The following is a 12,604-nucleotide window of genomic DNA, read 5'->3' on the forward strand; positions in this document are numbered from 1 at the left end:
TTCAAATGAAATTTTCATTCCTAGTCCTGTATGTTGCTATCTGTTTCAAAGTTAACTCCAATCTCATATCCTTTCTGTACTTCCTTGCCTGGCAAAACCGATTGAGAAACAGCAAAACCTTCACCATTGACCTTAATATTAAGCCCTATGTCATTGAGTGCATTTATAGCTTCTAAAACCGTTTTCTTGCTTAAGTTAGGTACTTTTACCATTACAGGGTTATCAGTTTTATACATGTATAAGGTGACAAATGAATTTTCTCTCACTACAGTTCCCGGTCTGGGATATTGTGATATGACCTTTGTATTATTCACATCTCCCAAGTCTTCCTTAATAAATTCCAGCTTGCTCTTTTTTAGTTCTGCAGCAGCCTTTTCTATATCCATATTCCTTACATCCGGAACCATGTATTCCTTTGGAATAAGCTTTTTATCGCGTTCAGTATATTTCCTTTCCACTCCTAAGTATTCAAGCGTCTCTTCAATTATTTTACCAGCTACAGGTGCTGCTACAACACCTCCTGTATGCTGAATCATGTTTGGATAATCAAGGGTCACCAGTATGGAAATTACAGGGTTATCAGCAGGTGCCATTCCTGCAAAGGACGCCACATACCTCTCGGTATCCTTGTAGTCTATCGGGGCAGACCAAGCAACGTTAAATTGTTTTGCCACATCCGGCAAGCCCAGCCTGTTTATATTTTTAGTTGTTTCCGCTGTACCTGTTTTTCCTGCTACACCATAACCTTTAACATATGCCTTTCCCCCTGTACCATTAGGATCAGTAACCACACCTAAAAGAATATCCATCAATGTATTACAGGTCTGCCTCGAAAGTACATTCCTTACTAATTCCGGCTCAGTCCTCTCAATAATATTTCCATCCTGATCGGTTATTTCTTTTACAATATGCGGCTTTAAGAGTTTGCCTCCATTTGCAACAGCTGAATATGCCGTTATCAATTGCAATGGGTTAATTGTAAACCTCTGACCGAATGATGCAACTGCCATATCGAGGTTAGTAGGCTTTTGTTGGAAGATCCCCAAACTCTCTTCAGAAATATCAAGTCCTGTCTTGTCATAGAATCCAAAAGCCCTCATATATCCATAAAATTTATCAATCCCAATATCCTGTGATAACTTTGCATATACCGGGTTACAAGATCTGTACATGCTAAGCCTGAAGCTTTCAACACCGTGCCTGTTCGGTAAATGGCAATCAATTTTAGGTGAGTTTGGTGTTAGTCTGAATGTAAAATCGTTAACGGTAGTTTCAGGAGTTACAAGCCCTTCTTCTATACCTATTGCTGCTGTAATCGTTTTAAAAGTTGATCCTGGCTCATAGGGTTCTGCAAGTGTTTTATTTCTCCAAATGGAGTTCCACAGAAAATTCACTTCATTTTCACTAGTGCCCTTCCATTTAGCTTTATTCACACCTTCCGGTGCACCGCTTGGATTATTAAGATCAAAATCAGGCTTGGAAACCATCGCAAGAATTTCACCTGTCCTGGGGTCCATTACAATGGCAGTGCCTCCATTAACAACCTTATACTGGGATATAGCCTCACTTAACGCTTTATCTGCTATATCCTGAATTACTTCATCAATGGTGAGCACTACATTTGATCCATCTTTAACGTCAATAACCTTGCTTTCTCCAGGCATTACTCCCTGACCTCCGGCATCAACCTCACTCAGGATTTTCCCGGGCTTTCCTTTCAGGTATTTATCCATTGCCTGTTCAATACCAGTTATTCCTTGATTTTCAAAGTTTGTGAAACCAATAACATGTGCAGCTAATCTGCCTGCCGGATAATACCTTTTTGGTTCCTCATCAAAGTTTAGTCCCTGAACCTTTTTTTCCTTAATCCATGCTTTAATCTTTTCAGTTACTTCCTTATCAACTTTCCTCTTTATCATCTGATATTGACTGTCTTTTTTCTTCAACTTTTTCAAAATTTCACTTTCATCTGTCTTAAGAATCTGAGATAGCATAGAAGCAATTCCTTCGATATCCTGCTTAAGCTTATGCATATTCTCAGGACATGCGGAAATTGTATAATACTGAATGCTTACTGCAAGTTCTTTCTTATTTCTGTCATATATATTTCCTCTTCTAGGGGATATCAATGTGTCTCTTGTCTGCTGTGCCAATGCTGCTGATTTAAGTTCATTGCCCTCTACCATTTGAAGCCAGCCAGCCCTTGCGATTAGGGCAGTTATTAAAACAAGAAAAACAAACAATACAAAAACAATTCTCCCCTTTTTTATCTTATGTGATACATTCAAAAAAATTCACACCTTTCTAACAATGCCGCGTATTTTAAAAACACTTTATACCTTAATATATCCAGTTACTCCAAGAGCTGATTTTTACATCTGGTTATTTTAATGTTTAAAGTGTTTATATATTAAAAGTTCTAATAAATTAGTTATTGCAAAACATTTTCCTTGATTCATATGTCGCTAAAAATTAATTTTTTTAATGTAAAATCTTTTTCGTAACATATCTAGATTAAAAGTGATAAATCATTTGCATTTGTCTGTCGCAAATCCCGTTTACCCGTTCGTTATTTGCTCCGCCAAATGTAAGATTAATAGCACTTTTAATATAGATAATCAATTTAATTCTAATATCGGCACATTTTTAATTTTTATATAGGAAAATTTTTGTGTGTCTTTTTATGCTTAAATGTCTTTACATGCGTTGAATAGTCATCAACTATATGTCCATTACCAATAAGCTTGTATTTGTAAATAATAAGGCCATCCAAGCCTACTGGGCCTCTGGCGTGAATTTTGCTGGTGCTTATACCTACCTCGGCACCAAAGCCATAACGGAACCCATCAGAGAACCTTGTAGAACAGTTCCAGAAAACATTTCCCGAATCCACAAGACTCAAAAAGCTCGCTGCCTTATTTTTATCCTTTGTTATAATTGCATCGGTATGTCCCGATCCATAACGATTTATATGTTCAATAGCCTCATCCATATTCTTGACAATTTTAACAGAAAGAATATAATCCAGATACTCCGTTGCCCAATCATCCATTGTAGCAGCCTTAGTATCTATAATACCCTGAACCTTTTCACATCCTCTTATTTCAACACCTTTTTTGTCCAGCTGCTGCTTAACTGCTGGGAGAAAATCACCGGCAATTTTTTCATTCACAAGCAGCGTTTCAGCTGCATTGCAAACTGCAACGTACTGGGTCTTGGAATCTGTAACAATTTTAACAGCCATATCGATATCAGCATCTTCTTCAACATAGCAATGACAAATTCCATCTGCATGGCCCATAACAGGTATTTTCGAGTTGTTCATTATATGCCTTACAAATTCATTTGATCCTCTTGGAATAATAAGATCGATATAGCCATCCATTTTAAGCATTTCACTTACATCTGACCTTGTTTCTATTTGACTAATCCAGCCTTGGGGCATACCAGCCTCTATAGTTGCATCTTCTATAATTTTAGCTAAAATTCTGTTGGTTTCCCTCGCTTCGGAACCACCTTTTAGAAGAACACTGTTACCACTCTTTAAGCATAGTGTAGATATTTGAACCAATGCATCAGGTCTGGATTCAAAAATTATGCCTATTACTCCGATAGGGCAGGTAACCCTGTAAAGCTCCAGTCCTTCATCAAGCTCAGTGGAAGAAATTGTTTTCCCTACAGGATCAGGAAGGCTTATGAGACTTTTAATTCCATCAATTACATCTGCAATTTTGCTTTCGTCGAATTTGAGCCTTTTTAAAAGGGGTGCTGCTAAATTTTCCTTTTCACTCCTTAGCAAATCTTCCCTATTGGCTTCAATTATCTCGTTTTTTCTTTCTTGAAGCTTTTTGGCTACGTTTTCCAAAGCTCTATTTTTCATTTCCCCGCTTAAAGCAGAAAGCTTAATAGATGCATCTTTAGCTTTTATGGCAATTTCCTGCATGTTCAATACTACCAACTCCTCATATATTTAAATATAGTTATCCTTTTGTAATGGCATTTCAGAGAATACATTATTCAAGTATTTTCTGTATAAAATAGTTAATTCAGATTTTTGAAATGCCACATTGTTCAGTTAATTATTTGCTAATACCTAACTGGAGAATTTATTATATTCTAACATAAACCAATTGTTTTTAAAAACATTTTTAATCTATAATCTCAATCTTTACATCCCCTGTTATTTTTGCTTCACATGCAAGCCGTAATCCCTTCTCGATCTCATCGTCGTTTAGGAACTTTTTCTCCGCTTTTGTAAGATCTGAAACATCTCCCCCAATTACCCTTACAATGCACTTTCCACACTTGCCTTTTCCGTCACAACTGGCCTTTATCTTTAAATTTAGATCCCCAGCCACATCCAATATAGTCTTCTCCTTTTTTATTTTAGTCTTCTTGATGAATTTAACTTTCATATTTTATTCCTCCGCAATTTTTAGCCTAGTATTTATACTTACCACTATTTTATGTGTTAAAAGCTTTAATAATATAATTATGGCATAATATACTCCATAATTTACCAAACGCAAAAAGATCCTGGGCCTCCCAAGATCTTTTCAATTATGCTATATAAAAATAATTAATCCCTTAGTAAAAAGCAATTATTATGTCTGTGTAAACGGCTCGTTTTCCTTGAAAACTTCCTCGAAACTGGCTTCAAAATTCGAATTTATATTGTAATTATTTATTTTTCTAGCCATCTTTTCAAGTGCATCAAGCGAACTTGCACCACTAGCATTTTCCAGCTTGTCATGACTGTCCGACATCATGCTTAATGACTCTTTATAACGTTCCTTGAACTGTTTTTCGAAATCTCTATTCACATTATTAAACGAAACCTCATCTATATTAAATTGTTGGCTAAAATTCAAACCTTGAATATTATCTCCTTCCATATTATACACTCTCTCAATTATCATTCTTTTTTTCTCCCGGTTCTTTTTGTTTAGTGTCTTCACTTACGAATAAACCTCTGTCATCTTTCCCATATTCTCTATTGAAGGGTGACTTTTTTAAAAAACTACCTATCTCCATATCAATTTTTCCAAAAGGGTTCCATCCTTTCATAAAATAAGACCTCCAAATGGATTAAAAGTGATCAGTCTTTTAATCTTGATAATGTTTTAATAGTTCATAATTATATTTTGCATCGATATCTTAAAAATTATATTTGTTAATAATGTTAATTTGATTTTATTTGGCTTGTATAGCTCCCATCGGGCAAAACATAACACATTTTCTGCATTTGATGCACTTTTCCTGATCAATTGTCGGTGCATTATAAACGTTTTGGTCAATAGCATTTACCGGACAAACTTTGACTGCCGGACAAGGATGATTTTGTGGACACCTATTTTTATCAACAATAATATTCATTCTAACCACCTCCAACTTTAAATCTAAGAAGCCTTTTCACTTTCATTATTTTTTGATACATCAACCACAACAGAACAGCTCCTTGCACATGAGTTGCAATCGGTACACTTTTTACCGCTTAATGCCACATTCTTTGGTTTTTTGCCGGCTTTCCTAATTGAGGAAACATAATTTGCCATTGTACCCATTGGACAGATAGTGCACCATGTTCTATGATTGAAAAATGTCCCTAAAACAATTGACAATAAAGTCGTAATAATAATCATTCTCACAAATACAGAACCAACACTTATAACGCTGCCCCAGACAAAATATATCTGAATTGCAAACCCGCTCATAAGCAGCACAAGAAATAACAGCTTAAACCACTTTTCTTTTAAAATCCTTGGAACTTTAATCCCTTTGCTTATTTTTGAAACTAATATATCGTTAAAGCTTCCTCTTGGACAGAAGTTTCCACACCAATACCTACCCTTAAAAACGGAAACTACAACAGGTGCAAGCATACATACTATTGCAGCAATCCCTATAGACGGATAAAACATACCTACTATGCAAAATGTCAACAAAACTGTCCATGCCCATTTGTGTACGTATTTCCTTATATTATTCATAACCCCATCCTCCTAATTTTTATATACCCCCACAGGGTATGTAAAAATTATAAACCAAATAACAGTCATTTGTCAATCTGTATATTTATATATTTAGATTTCCGAATATCATTATCTCTTAAGAAAGGTAAACACTTTATTATTTAATGGATTCTTTTATTTTATCAAAATCATAACCTGGTACTTTGAGGCAAAAGTTTATATAGTCTAGCCCCCTGAAATGCAAATATAGAACCAAAGAACATTACTATTACTTTAATTATTATAAACAATGGTTTGAGTGCTTTTTTTCCAATTCTGCTTTCCAATGCACCATCTTTAGGACAATTCAACACACAAGTTTGACAATTTATGCATTCTGCACTAGTAACAAAACTGCTATTCTTCACATCTTTATTCATCGGACATATTTCACTGCACTTTCCGCAATTTATACAAACATTTTCATTCGTAGCTACTAGGGGCTTTTGCAAAATGCCTTTTAACCATATCATATGTACTTAAGTCCTTTACAATTCGTACAATACGATGTGATTATTTATAGTTTTGCATCAGCCCCTAATCCATAATAAGTATTGGGTTAAGTTAATTGGAAGTTCCTATTGTGCAGCCTGCACCAGCACAACCACGTCCCATTCCGCGACCCATTCCTTGTCCTTGCCCACATCCCATACCTTGTCCCTTGCCAAACCCAATGCCGCTATTTCTTCCTATTTTTGCACTTCCCATACCGTCACATGACTCCTGGTTGGCTTTGATTGTGTTATAAATTTCATCTGCTCTCTGTTGTGTAATTCTCCCATCCCTAACCATCTGATCCAGACTTGCTTTTCTCTGTTCAATCATTTGAGCTTTAAATTCCTCAAATTTACCGGCATCCTTTGCTATAGTTCCGTATGTCTTACCCTCTGCCCTTTCCTTATTTACATCAGCAATACTCTTACCTGTCAATGAAGAAGCAATATCTGCCGGAGACTTTATGTCGGCAGCATAAGCTATTCCTACTGCCCCTATAACCCCTGCTATTGTAAATACAGCCAAAAACTTTTTGATATTATTCATAATATCCACTCTCCTTTTAATTTAGTATTTTAATGTCCATGAAACAAAATCGCTTAGCAATTTCGCTCAACCTTATGAATTTATTATAAAAAGAATTTGTGGCAAAACTTTGACAAAAGTCCGAAACAATTTTGACAAATTGCCGATACCATAAGCAAAGATTAATTATTATAATTTTGTTTAATAATAATGTATAATTATATTGATATAGTTTTAGTATCTTAGGGGGTGTTTAATTTGAATAAATACATACTGATTGCAGATGACAATGAAAGTATCATAGATATTTTGAAAGTTTATGTTATTAAGGAAGGCTATGTTCCTGTTGAAGCACATGATGGTGCCGAAGTTTTGGATCTGTTTACCAAGTATTCCCCTCTTTTATTGCTACTTGATGTAATGATGCCTAAAATGGATGGATTTCAAGTATGCCGCCAAATCCGAAAAAGTTCAAATGTACCTATTATAATGATTACTGCTAAGGGTGAGGATGCTGACAGGATTATGGGACTTGATATCGGTGCAGACGATTATATTGTAAAACCTTTCAGTCCCGGAGAGGTTATGGCCCGCATCAGGGCAGTATTAAGACGGATTGATATACCCGAGGAAGAAAAAAAGCAACTCATACGACATCCCGGCCTTATAGTCAATATTTCAGACTATGAGGTTAAGGTTCAAGAACAATTTGTAAATCTTACAAAAAAAGAGATAGAGTTATTGTGGCTGCTAGCTTCAAATCCCGGAAAGGTTTTTTCACGGGATAATCTTCTAAACAGCATCTGGGGGTATGACTATTTCGGGGATGCACGTACTGTTGATACTCATATCAAAAGGCTCAGGTCAAAAATTATTTTATCCGATAATTTGGATTGGGATATTAAAACCATATGGGGCGTAGGCTATAAATTTGAGGTGAAGCATGTTTAAAAAGAAAATTGCTTTCAAGCTAACAGCAGGATTTGTTGCGATTGTGCTCTTGTCAATGCTTGCCATAGGAGTATTTTTCATTGAAATGTTCAGGGAATATACCATTGACAGCAGAAAAAAAATAATGCTGGACCGTGCCCATAGCATTGCTGATGTAATATATGAAAATACCCTGCCAAATGGACAAATGCGTGGTTTCGGAGGTTTTATCCGCTTTCTTGATACCCTTTCCGAATCTAAAGTATGGATAACCGATAAAGAAGGTAATCCTGCTGTCTTTACAGGAATGGGACAAGGAATGGCCTATGGGTATAGTTTTGGTTCCGAGCCTTTGCCGACGGAAGCTGAAAAAGTGATTAAAGAGGTCCTTTCAGGAAAAGAATCCATAAGCCAAAGCTTCAGCAGTATATACAAGGAAGCTACATTGACAATTGGGGTTCCAATTCTTGACAATAACAATGGTGTAGTAGGTTCTATACTCCTGCATGCACCTGTTACAGGAATAACCCAAACCCTTGACAAAGCAGCAGGTATGCTAGGTATAAGCCTTTTTGCCGCACTTATTATTGCAGTTGGGCTTGGAATTTTTTATTCCATACTGTTTACCCGTCCATTAAAAGCCATGAACCAAACGGCTATTAAAATGGCTGGCGGAGATTACACCGTCAGGACTGGAGTCAGACGTAAAGATGAGTTAGGCCAGCTTGGCAGCTCCATCGATTTGTTAGCATCCAGACTTGGATATACAATCAATGAATTGTTTCAGGAAAAAGGAAAAATAAACGATATTATTTCCAGCATCTCAGAAGGAATTGTAGCCTTTGATCTTGAGCTCAATCCCATAAGCTTCAACAATGCCATATCAAATATAATGAACCGTCCCCATCCCTATGAAAGCAGACTACTGGCAGATGACTTCAAAATGCTCGAAATCCACAGTTCATTAAGTGATATTATTAAGGATAGAATACCTTTACATATAACTAAAGACTGGATGAATAAAAAGCTTAAGTTCATATTGTCCCCAATACTTGATAATAAATCAAACGTAACAGGATGTGTTGCCCTGATACAGGATATTAGCGAAAGTGAACGGTTGGAGCAGCTAAGAAAGGATTTTGTCGCCAATGTTTCTCATGAATTCAGAACACCTCTTACTGTAATCAGGGGTTCCCTCGAAGCTTTACTGGATGGCACCATTAATAAAAAAGAGGATATTACCCATTACCACGGAAAAATGCTTTCAGAGACCAGAAGCCTGGAAAGGTTAGTGGGTGATCTTTTGGAGCTCTCACGTCTTCAATCAGGCAAGATTTTGGTTAACAAGGAAAAAGTTCATATCAAAAGCCTTATTTCAGATATTACCAGGAGCATGCAATCTATTGCTGACAAAAAGCATATACTTATCTCAAGTAATTTCTCTGATGATACTACGTCTATTATAGGAGATTATGACAGGCTCAGGCAATTATTTATAATATTCATCGATAATGCAATAAAATATTCACCTGATAACACAAAAGTTCTTATCGATATAAGCATAGAAAATAATCTTAAGGTGGTTATTCAGGATCAGGGTTACGGTATACCGAAAGAGGAATTACCCTACGTATGGGATCGCTTCTATAAGGCGGATAAATCACGTAATAGCGGGGGTACCGGTCTAGGCCTTGCTATAGCAAAGCACCTGGTTGAATTGCATAATGGCAGTATATCACTCCAAAGTGATGTTGGAATCGGTACAACAGTAATTATTGAACTTCCTGTGTAGTAAACGTTTTGTAATCATTTTAATTATCCCCAGTAACATATGGTTGACACTTATAAAAAATAGTAATAAAATGAAATTGTAAACTTTGTTTAACTTTTTTGCTAGGGGGGCATAATTCTATGATAAATTTAAAGAAAACCTTATGTACAGCCATATCTTTTCTACTCATTTTCACAAGTTCATTACCAGCTTTTTCGGAAACATCAGTAAACGATGTTAATTCCGCTATTTCTGCATCGAATGCTAAAAATCAATCTGAATCAAGCATAGAAAATCCATATGATTACGAGAATCCAGAAATTAAAGTGATTGACGAGAATAGTAATAATAAAAAAATTGAGCTGCATCTGGGTCAAATGCTAAATATAAAATTGGAGTCACATACTTCTGAAGGCTATATGTGGGTTGAAGAAGATGAAGACCCAAGTGCAAATATATCATTGACCCAATTAAGATCATTTGAAGATAAAAGTAACGATAATGACACAATTAGTTATTCCAACTTTGTATATATTGCTAAAAACGAATGCAGCAATATGGTTAAGAGATTTAAATGCGTTTCATCAACTGGAGATAAGATTTTAAAAACCATTACGTTTACAATCTCAATTTCTCAGCCCGAAACCTTGACGTTATTCAACAAGCCTTTCACTCCATGCCTGTATTTAAGGGTAGGCCAAAAGTTAAAAATTGTGTTGGATAGCAATGCCACAACCGGATGCAGGTGGAACTACAAGACACAACTTGATAACAAGGTACTTAAGGAAATCAACTCCTATTATGTGAGTATTCCCTGCCAATCACAAATTGCAGGTTCAGGTGGCTATCAATATTTTATTTTTGAGGCTGTAGAGAGCGGAAATGCTTGTATTGATCTTGAGTATAAGCAACCATGGGATAAAGAAAATCCGCCCTATAATACTTTCACGATGAGAATAACAGTTGATCCCGTTACAGATTATTCATTCCCATCTCCTACACCTTTACCCGTGACAATTTTATCTAATGAAAAGCGTTTAACCATAGGTAAAAATAACAATAGGCAACAAGTAATATTAACAAAAGGGCAAATCCTGGATATATCCTTACCCTGTGATGAATCAGGAGATTATAGGTGGATATATGGAAAGATACCTGATAATAATATGCTAAGAGAAAAGTTCCATGAGATTTTATATCTTGATTCATTGCCTTATACAGCATTAAGTCATTGGGAGTATACCGCTATTAATACAGGTACCACCAATATCGGATTTGCCTACGCAAACACAACAAACCTCTCAATGCAACCAAAAGATTTTTTCTGTATATCTGTAAAAGTAGTTGATTATTTAATGCCAGCTACTCCAAAACCAACAAATTACATCTCAGGCACAATAAAGGCAGATGTTGATTCAAAATCTGCTGATATCAACAGTAGCTTTATGGTTGAAATTGTTGAATTGGGCCTTACAACCACTACAGATAAAAACGGTAATTTCTCATTCCTTTCGCTTGCTAATGATACCAACCTTACTATAATGATCAGCAAAGATAATTACCTGACAAGGACTATAAAGAATGTTTCTTTTAACACCATATTACCTACAATCGATATATGGGCCGGCGATATTCTGATAAACGGTAAATCGGATGGTGCAATTAACATGGCAGATGTAGTTCAGGTTGCAAAAGCTTTCAGCAGCAATAAGATTACAACAGAATTTAACAACAATTGTGATTTGAACTGTGATGGGGCTATAAACATGTCAGATATAATTATCATGGCTAAACATTTTAACTGTACATCAAACAGTTATCCTAACATTTAGTTAAAAGCCTGTCGTGAGGGATTATGGGATATATAATGTACCGCTCGGTATTGGTATAAGTATGTTATAAGTATAAGTGTATTTCATACCTATAAAATGACACCATTAACTCTCACGGCATTTAGAATATAAAAGAAAAATGACTTATTCATTCGAATAAGTCATTTTTCTTATTTAGTTGCGGAGGCCGGATTTGAACCGACGACCTTCGGGTTATGAGCCCGACGAGCTACCATACTGCTCCACCCCGCGATATATAAATCGCATGAAAAAGTGATGTTAGTGCCGGAGACCGGAATCGAACCGGTACGGAGGGTTAACTCCGCAGGATTTTAAGTCCTGTGCGTCTGCCAGTTCCGCCACTCCGGCATATCTACATCACTTATCAGCGACTTTTACATTGTAATACAATAATTCTTATTTGTCAATATCTTTTTTTCTGTTAAATTATACTTTTTTATTATATACGTCTTTACACACAAATATCCGGGCAATAACCCGGATATTTAATATAAACAATTAATTTAATATCATTTAAAATTGAGCAGACTTTCTGTATCCACCACTGCCCCTCTTGGATTCAAAATTTTTCTTCAAATCATGAAGCTTTTCATCACTATCCTTCATGAACTTTGCCAGTCGCTCTTCGAATGACAGGTTATCAGTGCTATTTCTGTTCCAGTCAATATCAACAGGCTTAACAGTTCTCTGATTAGTATTGGATTCTTGAGCTTTCTTAATGGATAAACTAATCTTACCGTTTTTGTCTACTGAAATAATTTTCACTTTAACAACTTGATTTTCTTTGAGATGTGACCTTATGTCTTTGACATATTCCTCAGCAACTTCAGAAATGTGCACCAGACCTGTTTTTCCTTCCGGCAGTTGAATAAAAGCTCCAAAATTAGTTATACCGGAGACCTTACCCTCAACTATCTTGCCAACTTCAACCAGCATAAAAAATATTATCCTCCTTGGAATATAAATAGGGTAATTTAATTATACATCAAAAAAAGTATTCCGTCAATACCCTGTTTCAT

The 12,604-nt window shown here is 35.9% G+C and carries 13 protein-coding genes and 2 tRNA genes; 3 read left to right on the top strand and 12 right to left on the bottom strand.

The genetic code is table 11. The features are described from left to right. Positions 1-20: 20 nt before the first annotated feature. The 9 genes from Bccel_RS12355 to Bccel_RS12390 form a co-directional block, all read right to left on the bottom strand. A complete protein-coding gene (locus tag Bccel_RS12355) occupies positions 21-2,288 on the bottom strand; it encodes a penicillin-binding transpeptidase domain-containing protein (protein ID WP_036942601.1) in 2,268 nt (755 codons plus the stop codon). A gap of 365 nt (positions 2,289-2,653) precedes the next feature. After that, positions 2,654-3,949: a glutamate-5-semialdehyde dehydrogenase gene (locus Bccel_RS12360; protein WP_036942606.1), complete on the bottom strand. Its 1,296-nt coding sequence runs from the start codon at positions 3,947-3,949 to the stop codon at positions 2,654-2,656. 199 nt (positions 3,950-4,148) lie between these two features. Further along, entirely contained in the window at positions 4,149-4,415 is a 267-nt protein-coding gene (locus Bccel_RS12365; RefSeq protein WP_036942614.1) for a 2Fe-2S iron-sulfur cluster-binding protein, read from the bottom strand. 189 nt (positions 4,416-4,604) lie between these two features. Next, complete coding sequence (locus tag Bccel_RS12370; protein WP_036942616.1) at positions 4,605-4,919, bottom strand: hypothetical protein; 315 nt, start codon at positions 4,917-4,919, stop codon at positions 4,605-4,607. Continuing rightward, positions 4,909-5,067, bottom strand: a complete 159-nt coding sequence (locus Bccel_RS30230) for a hypothetical protein (protein ID WP_154673471.1) — start codon at positions 5,065-5,067, stop codon at positions 4,909-4,911. The genes Bccel_RS12370 and Bccel_RS30230 overlap by 11 nt, the downstream gene beginning before the upstream one ends. A 126-nt stretch (positions 5,068-5,193) precedes the next feature. Beyond that, complete coding sequence (locus Bccel_RS12375) at positions 5,194-5,376, bottom strand: 4Fe-4S binding protein (protein WP_036942619.1); 183 nt, start codon at positions 5,374-5,376, stop codon at positions 5,194-5,196. 23 nt (positions 5,377-5,399) lie between these two features. Continuing rightward, entirely contained in the window at positions 5,400-5,990 is a 591-nt protein-coding gene (locus tag Bccel_RS12380; RefSeq protein ID WP_050753410.1) for a 4Fe-4S binding protein, read from the bottom strand. 170 nt (positions 5,991-6,160) lie between these two features. Next, a complete protein-coding gene (locus Bccel_RS12385; protein WP_036942620.1) occupies positions 6,161-6,484 on the bottom strand; it encodes a 4Fe-4S dicluster domain-containing protein in 324 nt (107 codons plus the stop codon). 91 nt (positions 6,485-6,575) lie between these two features. After that, positions 6,576-7,052 carry a hypothetical protein gene (locus Bccel_RS12390; RefSeq protein WP_036942623.1) on the bottom strand — a complete coding sequence of 159 codons (477 nt, stop codon included), beginning with the start codon at positions 7,050-7,052 and terminating at the stop codon, positions 6,576-6,578. A gap of 237 nt (positions 7,053-7,289) precedes the next feature. Between Bccel_RS12390 and Bccel_RS12395 the strand changes: the two genes are divergently transcribed. The 3 genes from Bccel_RS12395 to Bccel_RS12405 all read left to right on the top strand — a co-directional run bounded on the left by Bccel_RS12395 (position 7,290) and on the right by Bccel_RS12405 (position 11,564). Beyond that, entirely contained in the window at positions 7,290-7,982 is a 693-nt protein-coding gene (locus Bccel_RS12395) for a response regulator transcription factor (protein ID WP_036942625.1), read from the top strand. Then, on the top strand, positions 7,975-9,753 hold the full coding sequence (locus Bccel_RS12400) for a HAMP domain-containing sensor histidine kinase (protein ID WP_036942628.1): 1,779 nt from the start codon (positions 7,975-7,977) through the stop codon (positions 9,751-9,753). The genes Bccel_RS12395 and Bccel_RS12400 overlap by 8 nt, the downstream gene beginning before the upstream one ends. A gap of 119 nt (positions 9,754-9,872) precedes the next feature. Further along, positions 9,873-11,564, top strand: a complete 1,692-nt coding sequence (locus tag Bccel_RS12405; RefSeq protein WP_036942631.1) for a protease inhibitor I42 family protein — start codon at positions 9,873-9,875, stop codon at positions 11,562-11,564. A 178-nt stretch (positions 11,565-11,742) separates the two neighbouring features. On the opposite strand, the gene Bccel_RS12410 is transcribed toward Bccel_RS12405, so the two are convergent. From Bccel_RS12410 to Bccel_RS12420, 3 genes are all read right to left on the bottom strand, one after another. Continuing rightward, positions 11,743-11,816: transfer RNA gene (locus tag Bccel_RS12410), tRNA-Met, on the bottom strand. A 31-nt stretch (positions 11,817-11,847) separates the two neighbouring features. Continuing rightward, positions 11,848-11,933, bottom strand: a tRNA-Leu gene (locus Bccel_RS12415). Between the two features lie 165 nt (positions 11,934-12,098). After that, positions 12,099-12,521 (bottom strand): S1 domain-containing RNA-binding protein, encoded by a 423-nt coding sequence (locus Bccel_RS12420; RefSeq protein WP_036942634.1) that lies wholly within the window; start codon positions 12,519-12,521, stop codon positions 12,099-12,101. Positions 12,522-12,604: the final 83 nt, after the last annotated feature.

It is taken from the genome of Pseudobacteroides cellulosolvens ATCC 35603 = DSM 2933 (genome assembly GCF_001262605.1).
Taxonomy (GTDB): Bacteria; Bacillota; Clostridia; order Acetivibrionales; family DSM-2933; genus Pseudobacteroides; species Pseudobacteroides cellulosolvens.

Bases quoted from the DNA above. Each gene is read 5' to 3' on its own strand.
- Bccel_RS12365 (WP_036942614.1), bottom strand. From the start codon at position 4,415: ATGAAAGTTAAATTCATCAAGAAGACTAAAATAAAAAAGGAGAAGACT.
- Bccel_RS12370 (WP_036942616.1), bottom strand. From the start codon at position 4,919: ATGATAATTGAGAGAGTGTATAATATGGAAGGAGATAATATTCAAGGT.
- Bccel_RS30230 (WP_154673471.1), bottom strand. From the start codon at position 5,067: ATGAAAGGATGGAACCCTTTTGGAAAAATTGATATGGAGATAGGTAGT.
- Bccel_RS12375 (WP_036942619.1), bottom strand. From the start codon at position 5,376: ATGAATATTATTGTTGATAAAAATAGGTGTCCACAAAATCATCCTTGT.
- Bccel_RS12380 (WP_050753410.1), bottom strand. From the start codon at position 5,990: ATGAATAATATAAGGAAATACGTACACAAATGGGCATGGACAGTTTTG.
- Bccel_RS12385 (WP_036942620.1), bottom strand. From the start codon at position 6,484: ATGATATGGTTAAAAGGCATTTTGCAAAAGCCCCTAGTAGCTACGAAT.
- Bccel_RS12390 (WP_036942623.1), bottom strand. From the start codon at position 7,052: ATGAATAATATCAAAAAGTTTTTGGCTGTATTTACAATAGCAGGGGTT.
- Bccel_RS12400 (WP_036942628.1), top strand. From the start codon at position 7,975: ATGTTTAAAAAGAAAATTGCTTTCAAGCTAACAGCAGGATTTGTTGCG.
- Bccel_RS12405 (WP_036942631.1), top strand. From the start codon at position 9,873: ATGATAAATTTAAAGAAAACCTTATGTACAGCCATATCTTTTCTACTC.
- Bccel_RS12420 (WP_036942634.1), bottom strand. From the start codon at position 12,521: ATGCTGGTTGAAGTTGGCAAGATAGTTGAGGGTAAGGTCTCCGGTATA.